This is a genomic window from Catenulispora sp. EB89 (genome assembly GCF_041261445.1).
GTDB lineage: Bacteria > Actinomycetota > Actinomycetes > Streptomycetales > Catenulisporaceae > Catenulispora.
In genome coordinates, this window is record NZ_JBGCCU010000021.1 from 15,096 (window position 1) to 29,584 (window position 14,489).

Sequence of the window (14,489 nt, forward strand, 5' to 3'; positions counted from 1 at the left end):
GGCCGCGTACGGTCCCGGTACGGCCCAGGTACAGCCCGGGGCCGGCCGCGGTTCGTCTCCCGCGAGCGAACCTGCTGCTACTGTCGACAGGGACACCGTCGTCCAGTGACGGTGCAGCCCACCGGCACAGCGCAGCCACCTGCTCCGCGTCTTGGTCCCCGGTCAGGGTCGTGGTCGCCCCGCACAACGCGACCGTCTCGAATGGTTTTTCTTGCTTTTTCTTGCTTTCTCCGCGAGCAGCCGCGATACCGCCTGCCCGCTTTCCCGCCGATCGACGAAGTGAGGGCTCCGCCATGACCAGCTTCGGCTTTCTGAGCACCTACCCGCCCACCCGCTGCGGCCTGGCGACGTTCAGCGCGGCCCTGCTGCGCCACCTGACCGGCCAGGACTCCGGCGACCGGGCCGGGGTGGTCCGGGTCGTCGACGCCGCGCAGCCGGCCGTCCATCCCGGTGTGGTCGCGCAGCTGGTCAACGGCTCGCCGACCGGGCCGGCCACGGCCGCGGCGGTGCTGAACCGGTGCGACATCGCGATCGTGCAGCACGAGTACGGGATCTACGGCGGCCGGGACGGCGAGGACGTGCTCCGGGTGCTGGCGCAGACGTCCAAGCCGATGATCGTCGTGCTGCACACCGTCCTGGCCGACCCCACCGCGCACCAGCGCCAGGTCCTGGAACGGGTCGCCGACGCCGCCGCGGCGGTCGTGGTGATGTCCCGGACGGCTGCCGACCGGCTGCGCGAGGGCTACCTCGTCGACGCCGCCAAGATCTCGGTCATCCCGCACGGCGCGTACCCCAGCCGGCGCATGTCGCCGCTCGCGTCCCACAACCCGTTCGCCGCGCCGGCGCCGGTCGCCCCGCTGCGGCCGCTCATCCTCACCTGGGGCCTGCTCGGGCCGGGCAAGGGCATCGAGCGGGCGATCGAGGCCTTCGCCGGGCTCGGCGACCTGGATCCGAAGCCGCGGTACGTGATCGCCGGCCAGACGCATCCCAAGGTTCTGGCACGCGAAGGCGAGGCCTACCGCGACTCCCTGCGGGCCCGCGCCGAAGAGCTCGGCGTCTCGGCCGACGTGGAATTCGATCCCGAATTCCGCAATCCCGAAGTCCTGATGGACCTCGTGCGCAGCGCCGACGCCTTGCTCCTGCCGTACGACACCACCGAGCAGGCGAACTCCGGCGTGCTCATCGAGGCGGTCGCCGCCGGCCGGCCGATCATCGCGACCCGCTTCCCGCACGCCGAGGAACTGCTCGCCGACGGCGCCGGGCTGCTGGTGCCGCACCACGACGTCCCGGCCATGACCGAGGCGCTGCGCAAGGTGCTCACCCAGCCGGCCCTGGCCGAGTCCATGACGCAGGCCAGTGCCCGCCTCGCACCCGACCTCGCCTGGTCCTCCGTCGCGGACGCCTACCGTGCTCTGGCCGAGTCGTTGCTCCAGGCCCCGGTCCCGGCCGTGGCATGAACCCCGAGGTCTCCTTCGCGCACCTGCGCCGGCTCAGCGACGACACCGGCCTGTTCGAGCACGCGCGCGGCGCCGTGCCGCGCCGGGAGCACGGATACTGCCTCGACGACGTCGCCCGCGGCCTGCTCGTCATCTGCCGCGAACCGGAGCCCGAACCCGAAGCTGAACCCGAACACAAGCCGGACGCGAGCCTGATCGCTCTCGCCGAGACCTACCTGGCCTTCGTCGCCCACGCTCAGGACCCTGACGGGGCGTTCCACAACCGGCTCGGCTTCGACCGGCTATGGCACGACGAACCCGCCGTGGGCGACTGGTGGGGACGTGCGTTGTGGGGCCTGGGCACCGCCGCGGTCCGCGGCCCGGCGCCCTGGATCCGCAGCGCGGCGCTGACGATGTTCGACACCAGCGCGGTCCTGCGCTCGCCCTGGTCGCGCAGCAACACCTTCGCGGCGCTCGGCGCGGCGGAGATCCTGGCCGCCGATCCGGACCACGCGATCGCCCGGGACCTGCTCGCCGACGCCGCCGAACTCGTCGGCGCGCCGCGGGCCGACCCCGCCTGGCCCTGGCCCGAGCCGTTGCTCAGCTACGCCAACGCCGCCCCCGCCGAGGTCCTGATCGCGGCCGGCCACCTGCTGGACGACGAGCGCCTGCTCGCCGACGGCCTGGCCCTGCTGGGCTGGCTGCTGGACGAGCAGACCCGGGACGGGCACCTGTCCCTGACCCCGGCCGGCGGCCACGGCCGGGGCTGGACCGGCCCCGGGTTCGACCAGCAGCCGATCGAGGCCGCCGCGCTGGCCGACGCCTGCGCCCGGGCCCTGGCCGTCACCGGGGCCGACCGCTGGGAGGCGGGCCTGGCCTTGGCGATGGCCTGGTTCCTGGGGATGAACGACTCGGGCGTCCCGCTCGCCGACGAGAGCACCGGCGGCTGCTGCGACGGCCTGGAGCGCGACGGACGCAACGAGAACCAGGGCGCGGAATCGACGCTCGCGCTGATCTCGACTTTCCAGCACAGCCGCAATCAGCACAGCCGCAATCAGCTCGGCCGCAAACAGCACAGCCGCACACAGCACACCCGCACACCAACGAAGGGGCATTTTGCGTAACCTCGAACTCGGCATCGTCGCGCACTCCCGCAAGGAGAACGAACACCGGCTGCCCATCCACCCCGCGCACTTCGAGCGCATCGACGCCGACCTGCGGGCCCGCATCCACCTGGAGCAGGGCTACGGCGAGCACTTCGGGGTCCCGGACAGCCAGCTGGCCCCGTTCGTCGCCGGGATCCGGCCGCGGGCCGAGCTCGTGGCCGCGTGCGACGTCATACTGCTGGCCAAGCCGCTGCTCGAGGACGTCTCGGAGCTGCGCGAAGGCCAGATCCTGTGGGGCTGGCCGCACTGCGTGCAGGACACGAAGCTGACCCAGACGGCCATCGACCGGCGGCTGACGCTGATCGCCTTCGAGGCGATGAACCACTGGGGCGGCGACGGCTCGTTCAACCTGCACGTGTTCCACAAGAACAACGAGATGGCCGGGTACTCCTCGGTGCTGCACGCGATGCAGCTGCGGGGCTCGACCGGGGACTACGGCCGGCGGCTGCGCGCGGTCGTGATCGGCTTCGGCGCGACGGCGCGCGGCGCGGTGACGGCGCTGAACGCGCTCGGGGTCCACGACGTCGACGTCCTTACCGGCCGCGGCGTCACCGCCGTCGCCTCGCCGATCCACTCGGCGCGGATCGTCCAGTTCGACCACGACGACGCCGATGACACGGACGACCCGCGCCGCAGCCACGCCCTCACCGAGAGCGGACGCCAGCCGCTCGCGGAGTTCCTCGCCGAGCACGACATCATCGTGAACTGTGTCCTGCAGGACACCGCCGCGCCGCTGACCTTCCTGATCGACGAGGACCTCACGACGCTGAACCCCGGGACGCTGGTCATCGACGTGTCCTGCGACGAGGGCATGGGCTTCAGCTGGGCCCGCCCGACGACGTTCACCGAGCCGATGTTCACCGTCGGCGACGGGGTGCACTATTACGGCGTCGACCACAGCCCGTCCTATCTGTGGAACTCCGCGACGTGGGAGAACAGCGAGGCCGTGATTCCGTTCTTGCGGCCGGTTCTGGACGGCCCGGATGCCTGGGACGCCGACGAGACGATTCAGCGCGCGATCGAGATCCGGGACGGCAGGATCCAGAACCCGGCCATTCTCGCGTTCCAGCACCGGTCGGGGGAGTATCCGCACCTGGCGCAGGCTGTTTGATGATTTCGGCGCAGGTTTTCCGGGGACGGATCCGTGGGGATTTCAGCTGGGGCGGTTTTCCCCACGGATCTGTGCTACAGTGATCTTGTTGCAGTAGTGGTACCCATGAACTTAGTGCGCGCCTGATGCTTTGCGGCTCAGGCGTCTTTTGTTTTACCGGAGGACCTCCGGTTGGGGACATTTCGGCGGCCGGGACTCCGCGCGGTGCGGAAATCCCTTCGTTCCCCACACAAGGAGGAAAAAGTATGACTACCGGTACCGTGAAGTGGTTCAACGCGGAAAAGGGCTTCGGCTTCATCGAGCAGGACGGCGGCGGCCCGGACGTCTTCGCCCACTTCTCGAACATCGCCGCCGAGGGCTACCGCGAGCTCCAGGAAGGCCAGCGCGTGAGCTTCGAGGTCACGCAGGGCCAGAAGGGCCCGCAGGCCGCGAACATCGTCCCGGCGTAATCGCCGAGCAGGACGCCCGGAATTCCGGATGATTCCTGAGTGCGGCCCGGTACCTGATCAGGTACCGGGCCGCACTTCGTGGTTCGCGTGCTACGCGGCCGCGCGGAGCTTCGTCAGAGCCTCGGCGAGGATCGCGTCGGCGTCGGCGGGACTGCGCCGGTCGCGGACGTAGGCCAGGTGGGACTTGAACGGGCCGGTCGGCGCCAGCGCCGGCGGGTTGTCGGGGTCCAGGCCGGCGGGACGGTCGCAGGCGTTGCAGTCCCAGGTCGTGGGGACATCGGCGGTCGCGGCGAAGATGGGGCTCGTGGAATGGCCGATCGCGCACCAGAAGGTCACCGCCACCCGCGTCGCCAGTGGTCCTCGTTCGCTCTCGCCTCTGGGCCCTGCTCCGATTCTGCTCCCGCGAATTCCGCTGCGTCCCATTGTTTGGAGCCTCCTTAGCCGCGGCCGGCCCTGAGCTCAGCTGAGCGAACCGTTCCGCTGAGACGAACAGTACGCCTCCACGGCACCGCTGGTCAGGAATCGAGTCGATCGTGATCGCATCGGCGCATACCGAGCTTGCGCCGAGCCCGCGCAGGGCCGCCGGGCCGCCGAATCCCGCGGCTGCCGCAGAACCTCCAGGAGCAATGTGAACACATCCGTATTGCCGCAGCAGCCGCAGACGCGGGACTTCCCGACGCTGCGGAGCACGCCGCCGGACAGCCTGCGCATCACCATCCAGGACACGGCGAAGGGCCCGGTCGTCGAGCTGGCCGGCTACCTCGACCTGGCGACGACGCCGATGCTGAAGGCGGCCTGCACCGAGGTGCTGCGCGGCTCCGTCGACCAGCGTGTCGCCGCCGATCTGGAGCACGTGTCCTTCTGCGACTGCACGGGCTTGAACACACTGCTGCACATCCACCGCCTGGCGGAGAAGTCGGACGGCTGGCTGCGCTTGTGCGGGGCCGGGGCGACGTTTCACAAGGTTCTGCGAATCACGGGTCTGGCTCCGATGCTGCGCTGCTATGCCAGCGCCGCGGACGCTTTCAGCGATGTGGCGCCGGGAGGCCGTGCGGAGTCCCGGCCGTAGCGGACCTGTAGTCGGACTTGTTGTCGGGCTCGTTGTCGGACTTGCAGTGGGACTTGTGGTCGGCTGATATCCCGGGCAGATCCGGGTATATATGCTGCAACCATGGAGTCGGGGGCCCGGATCCGGCGGAGGCTGTCGACCTCGCCGGGTTCATCAGCATGCTGGGACACTTGCGGGTTTGGGCGGGGTCGCCGTCGTATCGGACGCTCGCCAAACGGATCGGGCCTTTCATGCGGCCGCCCCAGGCGGTGTCGCAGTCCACTGTCGCCGATGTGTTCCAGTCCCGGCGGCGGCGGCTGAACCTGGACCTGGTGGTCGCGATCGTGCGGGCGCTGGACCTCGACGACGTCCAGCTGTTCGAGTGGGATGACGCGCAGTGGGCGCGGGAGGGAGGCCGGCCGGCTTGACGCGTTCGCGGGAACCAGCGCCTAAGCTCCGTCCATGCGGACCGTCTTCGCCTTCCCGACCAGCTCGCTGGCCGTCACGACCGAGCTGCTCGACCGGATGATGCCGGGCCGCAACGGCCAGTGGACTGACGGGAACCTGTTTGTCAGCCTTGCCGACGAGCAAGAGGGCTACCTCTTCAGTGACTGGGAACCGGACGACATCCGCCGGATCGAGTCCGTCCTCGGCTACCGCCCCACCTGGGCCGTGCAAGCCGACGTATCCGGCCGCGTCGACGGCACCCCCGAGATCCGCGACTTCCTCGGGCGGGTCCTCGAAGACGGCGGCGTCGCCGTCGACGACTACTCCGACCACTGCTGGACCTTGCAAGAAATCGAGAGTGGCTTCACGATCGAAGGCCTTGGGTTCTTCGACTTCCGCGGTCACTACGAAAGGCACTATCAGCCGTAAGGGAGCGTGAGGGCCCTCCGGCGGTCGGCGTGCGAGTCTGGTCGCCACCGAGCCGGAAGGCCCTCACCTACTTCAGGACCGCATTAGCTCACTGCACCACCGACCAAACGAACGTCGCCGTGCCGGAGACGCCCACGCTGTCCTTGGCCGTCACGGTCACGGTGTACGTCCCCAGCGTGGTGCCGGCGCCGCTGAAGGTGCCGCCGTTGCTGATGGAGATGCCCGGGGGCAGCCCGGTTGCCGTGTAGCTGAGGGTCTGCGCGCTGTTCGAGTCCACGGCCTGCATCGGGAAGGACACCGCCGCGCCCTTCGGGCTGCTGTAGCCGAAGGGGTTGACCACGCCGACCGTCTCCGCGCCCGGGACGCCCGAGTTCGGTGTGACGTTCGCGCTGACCGCCGTGTTCGCCGACGACACCCCCGCATAGGAGGCGCCGGCGGCGACCTGACCGGTCAACGTGTTGGCCAGCGAAGTCGAACCGGTCAGCGGCAGGTTGTTGGAGGCGTCGCCGACCCGGATCGCGTACGTCCCGGCCTGTGCCTCCCACTGGTTGTCGGTACCGGACCACGAGGCCAGGTTGTGGACCGTCAACGGGAAGCTGACCTGCGTGCTCTGCCCCGGGTTGAGCATCACCCGCTGGAACCCGGCCAGCTGGTTCGGCGGGTCCTGGCTGGCTGCCGGGTCGCCGACATACATCTGCGCCACCTCGGCCCCGGCCGCCGAGCCGGTGTTGGTCACCGTCGCGGTCACCGTGGCCTGGCCGTTGGCGTTGAACCCGCCGACCGCCAGGTTGGAGAAGGCGAACTTGGTGTACGACAACCCGAAACCGAACGGGAACGCCGGCGTGATGTTCTGCGACTGATACCAGCGGTAGCCGATGTTCACGCCCTCGCTGTAGATCGGCCCCGTCGGCGTCCCCGGCCACTGCGCCGTGGTCTGCGCCGGAACCTGCGACAACGACGACGGGAACGTCACCGGCAACTTGCCCGACGGGTTCGCCTGGCCGAAGATCAGCGCTGCGACAGCCGCGCCGGTTTCGCCGCCGCCGTACCAGTTCTCGAAGACGCCGGCCACCGAGTTCAGCCACGGCATGACCACCGGCGAGCCGCTGTTGATCACCACGATGGTGTTCGGGTTCGCGGCGGCGACATCGGCGATCATCGTCTCGTCCGTGGTGGACAAGTCGAGCGTCTTCAGGTCGCTCTCCTCGCCCTCCGGCGCGTTGACGTAGGTGATCGCGTCCGTCGCGGCCTGCGCCGCGGCCACCGCCTGCGGGATGTTCGCCGTCCCGTTGTCGTTCCCCTGCGTGTACGTGACCTTCACGTTCGGCCCGACCGCGTTCTGGATCCCGGTCAGCGGCCAGATCGTGTTGGCGCTCGTCACGGTCCCGCTGCCGCCGCCGGCGATCTCGACGCCGGCGCCGCCGTCGGTGCCGATCACCGCGATGGACTTCGCGCTGGTCGGGTTCGGGTTCAGCGGCAGGATGCCGTTGTTCTTCAGCAGGACCGTGCCCTCTTCACCGAGCTGCAGCGCGGTCTGCTGGTGCGCCGCGGTGGTGACGGTGTTGGACAACGAACCGGACGCCGGGTTGTCGAACAGCCCGAAGGCGAACGCCTGAGTCAGGATCCTGCTGACCGCCGCGTTCACCGCGTACTGGCTCAGCGTCCCGGCCTTGACCGCGTTGGCCAGGTCGGTCGGGATCGAGCCGGGGAACGGCATCCCGATGTCCATGCCGCCGACTTCGGAGGCGACGTTGTTGTAGTCGCCGCCCCAGTCGGAGGTGATGTAGCCGCCGTAGTTCGCCGCGTTGTCCAGACCCTTGATCTGCATGTACGAGTTCTGACATGAGGCGCTGCCGTTGACGACCGCGTAGGAGCACATGAACGAGGCCGGCGCGGACTGCGCGATGGTCGACTCGAACGGAGCCAGGTACAGCTCCTGCAACGCCTGGTTGCTCACGGTCTCGTTGTTGCCGCCGTTCGGGTACGTCTCCTGGTCGTAGGCCGCGACGTGCTTCACCATGGCCTGGACGCCCTGGCTCTGCAGACCCCGCACCTGCGCCGAGGTGATCTGCCCGGCCAGGAACGGGTCCTCGCCGTACGTCTCGTACGTCCGGCCCCAACGCGGGTCGCGCACCATGTTCGTCGTCGGGCCGAGCGAGACGTTCACGCCCTTGCCCGCGAACTCGGCACCCATCGCGGTGCCCTCCTGCTGGATCAGCGCCGGGTCGAAGGTGGCCGCCGCGGACTCGCCGTCGGGGTAGGCGGTGACCCCGCCGGTCCCGTCGCCGACCCCGGTCGGGCCGTCCTGCATGTTCATCGGCGCGATGCAGAGGTTGGGGATGCCGGCGACCTGGCCGATGTACGACGAGCCGCCGTCGCCGGAGAGCAGGGTGAACTCCTCGGACTGGTCCATCGTGTTCAGGATCTGCTGGACCCGCTGCGCGACCGGAGCCGTCGAGTTGACCCACGGGCAGACGCCGTTGCCGCCGCTGCCGTTACCGCCGGAGAGTGGGGGCATGCTGGTCAGGCCGTAGACGTCGAACTCGAAGATCGAGTCGCCCCACTGCGTGGCACGCTTCGTCGCGTTCACCCGGATGTACCGAGCGGTCGCCGAGAACGTGAACGACTCGCTCCCGCCGGTCGCGGTGGTCGTGGAGTAGACCGTGTTCCAGTTCGCGTTGTCGGTCGACACCTGGATCTGGAACGCCGAGGCGTAGGCCGCCTCCCAGGACAGCGCGGCTGCGCAGATCGAGGTCTGCGAGCCGAGGTCGACCTCCAGCCACTGCGGGTCGCTGTACGCGCTCTCCCAGCGGGTGCCGGGGTCGCCGTCGGTGGCCGCGGAGGCCAGGTTGCCGGTGGCGGAGTACGTCGAGGACGCCGTGGTCGGCTGGTCCAGCGCGAGGTCTTGGTAGCCGCAGTACTGGGTCGGGCCGCCGCCCCCGCCGCCGTTGTTCGACCCCTGCGCGAAGGACAGGAAGTGCAGGTTCCAGCCGCCCGCATCTTGAGCGACGGTCAGCGTCTGCGCGCCGGCCGCCAGTGTGACGTTCGCGGTGACCGTCGTCCAGGTCTGATACCCGCCGGTCGCGGGCACGGCGACCGCGCCGCTCAGGTTGGCGCCGGAGGAGTCGGCGATGTGCAGCGCGTCGCCGACCGCCGCCGGCGCGGACACCCGGAAGCTGACGGTGTAGATCCCGCTGGTGGCCACCTGAACTGTGTAGTTGAACCACTGTCCGGGGTTGGTCCAACCCAGGTCGTAGGGGCCGCCGGGCGGACTGGTGTCCTGGGTGTCGGCGGTGTTCTCCAGGTCTATGCCGTCAGAGCGGTAGCTGTTGGCGGTGCCATTGCCCGCCGCTGTGTTGTAGGCGACGCCCTGCCCGCCGGTGTCGTAGTTGGCGACCTGGACGGTGCCGGGCACCGGCGCCGGTGTACCGCCGAACGGCTTGTCGCCGCTACCGCCGCCACCACCGCTGGTGGTGAGAGTGAACGACATGTTGTGGAAGTTGAAGCCGTTCGAGTCCTGCTTCACTGTCAGCGTCTGGGTTCCGGCGGGCAGAACCAGGCTGGCGGTGACGGTGGTCCAGGTCTCGTAGCCGCCGGTGTTGGGGACGGCGACCGAGCCGGTGAGGTTGGCGCCGGAGGAGTCGGCGATGTGCAGCGCATCGGTCAGGCCGTATGGCGAGGACAGCCTGAACGCAACGCTATAGGTCCCGGCGGTAGCGACGTTGACGGTGTAGTTGAACCACTGTCCCGGCGTGGTCCAGCCGATGTCGTAGCCGCCACCGGCCGGGCTGGTGCCCACCGTGTCGGCGGTGCTTTCCAAGTCGATGCCATCGGTGCGGTAGCTGTTGGCGGTGCCGTTTCCGGCGGCGGTGTTGTAGGCGACACCTTGCCCGCCGGTGTCATAGTTCGCAGCCTCGACCAGACCCGGCAGAGCCGCCGCTGTCCCGCCGAAAGGCGTTCCGGCGGCGGCGTGCGCCTGGCTGGGCAAACCCGCCAGCGACGCGGCGAACAACGCCCCGGCCGCCAGCAGCGTCCGGAAAACCGGCCGTGGGCTGGATGATCTGGAAAGTCTGGACGATCTCGAAAGTCTGGACGACCCTGGTCGACCGCGTGCGGGCGTGGACCAGCGCGCGGGTGTGCGGAGCCTCATTGCAGTCCCTTCAGTCCCGGAAGATCCCACAGATGGCAGCAGCCATCGGCTGGTGCGTTATCCGTGTGACGTAATCAGGGAGGGCGCCCTCGTTCGGCTTGAATATTGCGCGCGGGTTAACCACTGTCAATGAAGAACCGGTTCCGGAACCGATCCCGGAACCGCATCCGTTACCGGTTCCGGGCGATCTTGACGGCTCGGCGGGGCGGGCAGCGGCCCGCCCCGCCACTGGCGCCGGCTCAGACCTTGAACCGCACCACCTGCGGGTCGTGGTCGCTGGCCTGGTCCGAGAACTCGGCGTTGACGTGCACCACCTGGTAGCTCAGGTCCTTGACGCCGCGGCTGACCAGGATGTGGTCGAGCACCTCGGAGACGCCGTCGTACACGTACGTGTACTGCTCGTTCGTCGGCAGGGTGCTGATCAGGTCGGTCAGGATCGGCTGGCCGCTGCCGTCGGAGGTGCCGGTCCGCAGGGCGCTCAGGGACGGGCTGAACTGGTAGTCGTTCAGGTCGCCGAGGACGACCACGTCGGCCTTCTTGTCGACGTCCAGCAGCTTCTGCACGAAGTCGTGCTCGACCTGGGCCTGGCCGGCGCGCTGCACGGCCGAGGACTGGGCCGGGTACTGGAAGCGGCCGTCCTGGTTCTGGTCGCCGAGCTTGGCGACGAAGTGGTTGGCGATGACGAAGACGTCCTTGCCGCGGAACTCGAACTCGCCGACCAGCGGCTTGCGGCTGGCGGTCCAGACCGGGTTCGCCGGGTCGATGCGGCCCGGGGACAGGGTCAGGGCCGGGTCGCCGTGCTTGCTGACGACCTGGGTGCCGGTGGTGGTGCGGTTGACGTTCGCGGGACCGGCGTCGACGAACTTCACCCGGGCCGGGTTGTACAGGAACACGGTGCGGATGTTGCCGCCGGGCTGGCCGCCGTCCTGGTCGTTGGCCGGGTCGATCTCGCGCCAGGCGTACTGCGGGCCGCCGGCCGCCACGATCGCCGCGGTCAGCTTGGTCAGGGTCTGGTCGGCGGCGACGGTGCCGTCGTCGGTGGCGCCGCTGTTGTCCTGGACCTCCTCGACCGAGACCACGTCCGGGGCGGCGAGGTTGGTGACGATGCCGGCGCCGAGGCGCTGGAACTTGGCGTCCGGGTCCGACGGGGCCAGGTTCTCCACGTTGTACGTGGCCACCGACAGCTCCTTGGCCGGGTCCGCGGCGGCGACGACCGGGGCCAGGTGGTTGTTCTGCACCGTGCCCATCGTCGAGGCCGCGACGAGGAAGCCGCCGTACTGCGAGTAGTCCAGCGGGCCGACGGTCGCGCCGGTGAGGACGTCGCCGACGTTCACGTGCGGGTTGCTGCCGTCGTTGGCGACGACCTCCAGGCGGCCGGACGGGTACTGGTTGTCGCCGAGCAGTTCCGAGCCGCCGCGGTAGGTGGCGGCCTCGTTCGGCTTCACCGTCACGTACTGCTCGCCGTACTTGTCGGACGGGCCGACCACGCGCGCGTCGTCGACCTCGACCCGCATGCCCTGGATCGAGCGGTAGAAGTCGAGCACGGAGCGGGTCGGGACGACCGGCGTGCTCTCGATGTTCGCGCCGCCCAGGTCCGGGGCGTAGGTCGCGGGGACGTTCGCGGCCGACAGCACGATCGGGGCCGGGAGCGCGTTGCCGCTGCTGACCTCGGTGACCGTCGGGGTGCCGATCTCGGTGACCGACAGGTTCGAGGTGGTGGCGACGGTGTCGCCGGAGGCCAGCGGGTAGTAGGACTGCGCCTTGCCGGAGACCAGCACCGAGTCGCCGACCGCGACGGTCGGGGCGGAGCCGGTGTAGACGAACAGCGCCTCGCTGGTCGCGGGGTTGGCGTCCGGGGTCGGGTCCTGGATCCAGAAGCCCTTGGAGCCGCTGGTGCGCAGCGCCGTCACGATGCCCGGCACGTTGGTCACGCTCTGGCCGTTGACCGGCGAGACCCAGCCGGCGCCCTGGATGTCGTGGATCCGCAGCGGCCCGGGCACCGGGGTGCCGCTGCCGGTGCCGGAGCCGCCGGGGGTCGGCGTCGGGGCGCCGGCGGTGAAGTCGGCGCCGTTCTGGTCGGTGTCCGTGCCGGCGGCGTCGCGCGCCACCGAGGTGGTGTTGGACGCGGCCGGGGCGTCGGCGGAGCCCTCGTGCACGACCGCGGTGCCGTAGCCGACCAGGTCCTTGATGCTGGTGTCGGCGGCGCAGTCGGCGGCGGTCTTGCAGGTCAGGGCGGTCTGCGAGGTGACCAGCGCGACCGTGCCGGAGGTGCCGCTGAGGTTGATCGCGCCGGTGGCGTCCGGGGTCGGCAGGTCGGCGGTGCCGCCGGTCCCGGCGGCCTCGGCGACCAGATAGGTCCTACCGGGGGCGATGCTCCCGGTCAGGTTGGTGACCTGCCACGTCGTGGTGGCCCCGGGCGCCGCCGAGATGTACTGCACCGACCACGAGGCCAGCGAGACCGGCGCGGTGCCGTTGTTCCGCAGCTCGATGAAGTCGTTCTTCAGGGTGGCACCGGAGTTGCCGCCACCGCCGTACACCTCGTTCACGACGACGTCGTTCGACACCGTCGCCTGCGCTGCGGGTAGTGCGAGCAGCGCGGCGACGGTGCTGGCCGAGATCGCGGCCGCGGTCAGTACACGGGTCCTTGGCACAGGCTCTCCTCGTCAGGGGTCTCAATCGGCACACAGTGTTCGGCATCTTCGCGAACCGTGAGCGTCCTGGACAAGGACAACAAGTGCTGATGTGGGGTCGCCCGATAGCGTGTCCGCCACAGTGCGCGGCGTCCGCTCTCGGCCGCTCTCAGCTGGTGGCAGGCGGCATCTGCTGGGCTCCCGGGCCCCAGTCGGAGATCCACTCGCGGCCGGCGTGCTTGGCGAGCGCCCAGTTGTTGATCCCCAGTGGATTGCCGAAGAGCTTGATCTCCTTGCGCGAGTCCTCCGCCGCGTAGCCGACTACTCGATGTCATCGTCCTGCGGGGCCGGCACCTTGGCTGACCTCGGGTAACGCAGTGCTCGAATACCCTTAGAACTTGGCGAATATCGGCCTTGACGTGGCCTTATGTCTTGCTACGTTGATGTGCACCCGCTGAAGTATCGGGCGCGGGTAACGACTTTCCGGGGAGCGGCATGCGTGGGAGAAGCACGATCACATCGGGACTCGTGGTCCTGGCGACCGCCGGCCTGGCGGTCCTCGCACCGTCGGCCGCACGGGCCTCGGACGGACCGAGTTGTGAGCAAGGGGGCGCGACGCCCCAGAGGAACATCTACTACTTCGACTGCGAGGAATACGCTCCCGGCGCCACGTACCTGACGTGGAGCGGCGCTCCCATCACGCACGGCCAGGGCACCAGCTCGATCACCGGGACCTGCGTCGGCGGCTCGCTGCCGTACTACATCACGGTCAAGTGGACGATCGCAGGCGTCGGCTACAGCGGGCAGACGCAGTTCACGTGTCGGGGCGGCGGGCCGGTCTGAAACGCGTGACCCCCTCCCGAAAACCGCTGGATCAGAGCGCGAACACTCTCTGGTGCATCGCGGCTCCGGCCGGCTGTCGTGGAGGGGGAACACGTGGTGCCCGCCGCGCGGCCTAGTGGATGACGGGGTCCGGGACGAAGTTGCCGATCGTCACGACGTAGGTGGCGTTATCCGTCCACTCGTTGTTGCCGATCGCATTGGTGTAGCCGACCAGCGACTCGCCGATGCACTGCGCGGAGAAGGAGAACTGGCGGTTGATGCCCGTCCCGAAGTTCAGCCCGATCGTGTACTGGCCGGCGCCGTTCCGGGTCAGCGTGTAGGTGAGCGGCACCAGGGAGCTGACCGAGAACGGCTGGTACGACCCGCCGAACCCGCCGCCCCCCGACGGGATGAAGGTGGACCGGTCGCTGAACAGGTAGCCGCCGGTGCTGCCGCTGAGCTGGCCCCCGCTGAACCGGCCCGGCACGCCGTCGGAGCCGCCGTAGCCGTACGGCGTGCCGCCGAAGCCGACGATCCCGTCCGGCTGGTTGCTGACGACGGTCACCGGATAGCTGCCGCCGGTCTGCGGCGACTGGAACACCTGGTCCAGCCCCGAGCAGGACAGGCCGGCCGCGGCCCGCGCGACCCCCGCCGCGTGCGGCGCGGTCGCCGCCTCGGCGGTGCCGCCCGACGCGGCGACCGCCGCCGTGACGCCGCCGCTCAGCACGATCCCGGCCGTGCAGACGGCCAGCGCGATACGCGTGAAACCCTTCACGATTCACTCCCTGTGGATGGGTCGTC

General features: G+C 69.6%; 12 protein-coding genes. 8 read left to right on the plus strand and 4 right to left on the minus strand.

What is annotated here, in order from left to right; genetic code table 11:
- The first annotated feature begins 293 nt into the window (after positions 1-293).
- The 4 genes from ABH920_RS34780 (at position 294) to ABH920_RS34795 (ending at position 4,162) form a co-directional block, all read left to right on the plus strand.
- Positions 294-1,457 carry a glycosyltransferase gene (locus ABH920_RS34780; RefSeq protein WP_370353500.1) on the plus strand — a complete coding sequence of 388 codons (1,164 nt, stop codon included), beginning with the start codon at positions 294-296 and terminating at the stop codon, positions 1,455-1,457.
- Positions 1,454-2,560, plus strand: a complete 1,107-nt coding sequence (locus ABH920_RS34785; RefSeq protein WP_370353501.1) for a glycosyltransferase — start codon at positions 1,454-1,456, stop codon at positions 2,558-2,560. Before ABH920_RS34780 ends, ABH920_RS34785 begins: the two co-directional genes overlap by 4 nt.
- Positions 2,553-3,713, plus strand: coding sequence for a N(5)-(carboxyethyl)ornithine synthase (locus ABH920_RS34790; protein ID WP_370353502.1), 1,161 nt, complete (start codon positions 2,553-2,555; stop codon positions 3,711-3,713). The genes ABH920_RS34785 and ABH920_RS34790 overlap by 8 nt, the downstream gene beginning before the upstream one ends.
- A 245-nt stretch (positions 3,714-3,958) precedes the next feature.
- Positions 3,959-4,162 (plus strand): cold-shock protein, encoded by a 204-nt coding sequence (locus ABH920_RS34795; protein ID WP_194908594.1) that lies wholly within the window; start codon positions 3,959-3,961, stop codon positions 4,160-4,162.
- A gap of 90 nt (positions 4,163-4,252) precedes the next feature.
- On the opposite strand, the gene ABH920_RS34800 is transcribed toward ABH920_RS34795, so the two are convergent.
- Positions 4,253-4,585, minus strand: a complete 333-nt coding sequence (locus ABH920_RS34800; protein WP_370353503.1) for an RNA polymerase-binding protein RbpA — start codon at positions 4,583-4,585, stop codon at positions 4,253-4,255.
- A gap of 205 nt (positions 4,586-4,790) precedes the next feature.
- Here ABH920_RS34800 and ABH920_RS34805 point away from each other — a divergent pair, with 205 nt between their 5' ends.
- The 3 genes from ABH920_RS34805 (at position 4,791) to ABH920_RS34815 (ending at position 6,086) form a co-directional block, all read left to right on the plus strand.
- Positions 4,791-5,231: an STAS domain-containing protein gene (locus ABH920_RS34805; protein ID WP_370353504.1), complete on the plus strand. Its 441-nt coding sequence runs from the start codon at positions 4,791-4,793 to the stop codon at positions 5,229-5,231.
- 230 nt (positions 5,232-5,461) lie between these two features.
- Positions 5,462-5,638: a hypothetical protein gene (locus ABH920_RS34810; RefSeq protein ID WP_370353505.1), complete on the plus strand. Its 177-nt coding sequence runs from the start codon at positions 5,462-5,464 to the stop codon at positions 5,636-5,638.
- A gap of 34 nt (positions 5,639-5,672) precedes the next feature.
- Positions 5,673-6,086, plus strand: coding sequence for a hypothetical protein (locus tag ABH920_RS34815; RefSeq protein ID WP_370353506.1), 414 nt, complete (start codon positions 5,673-5,675; stop codon positions 6,084-6,086).
- A gap of 88 nt (positions 6,087-6,174) precedes the next feature.
- Here ABH920_RS34815 and ABH920_RS34820 read toward each other — a convergent pair whose 3' ends face one another.
- Entirely contained in the window at positions 6,175-10,074 is a 3,900-nt protein-coding gene (locus tag ABH920_RS34820; protein WP_370353507.1) for a glycoside hydrolase family 3 C-terminal domain-containing protein, read from the minus strand.
- A gap of 401 nt (positions 10,075-10,475) precedes the next feature.
- Positions 10,476-12,887, minus strand: coding sequence for a lamin tail domain-containing protein (locus ABH920_RS34825; protein WP_370353508.1), 2,412 nt, complete (start codon positions 12,885-12,887; stop codon positions 10,476-10,478).
- Between the two features lie 474 nt (positions 12,888-13,361).
- Here ABH920_RS34825 and ABH920_RS34830 point away from each other — a divergent pair, with 474 nt between their 5' ends.
- Complete coding sequence (locus ABH920_RS34830) at positions 13,362-13,709, plus strand: hypothetical protein (protein ID WP_370353509.1); 348 nt, start codon at positions 13,362-13,364, stop codon at positions 13,707-13,709.
- 112 nt (positions 13,710-13,821) lie between these two features.
- Here the strand turns inward: ABH920_RS34830 and ABH920_RS34835 are convergent, their stop codons facing one another.
- Complete coding sequence (locus ABH920_RS34835; RefSeq protein WP_370353510.1) at positions 13,822-14,463, minus strand: hypothetical protein; 642 nt, start codon at positions 14,461-14,463, stop codon at positions 13,822-13,824.
- Between the last annotated feature and the right edge of the window lie 26 nt (positions 14,464-14,489).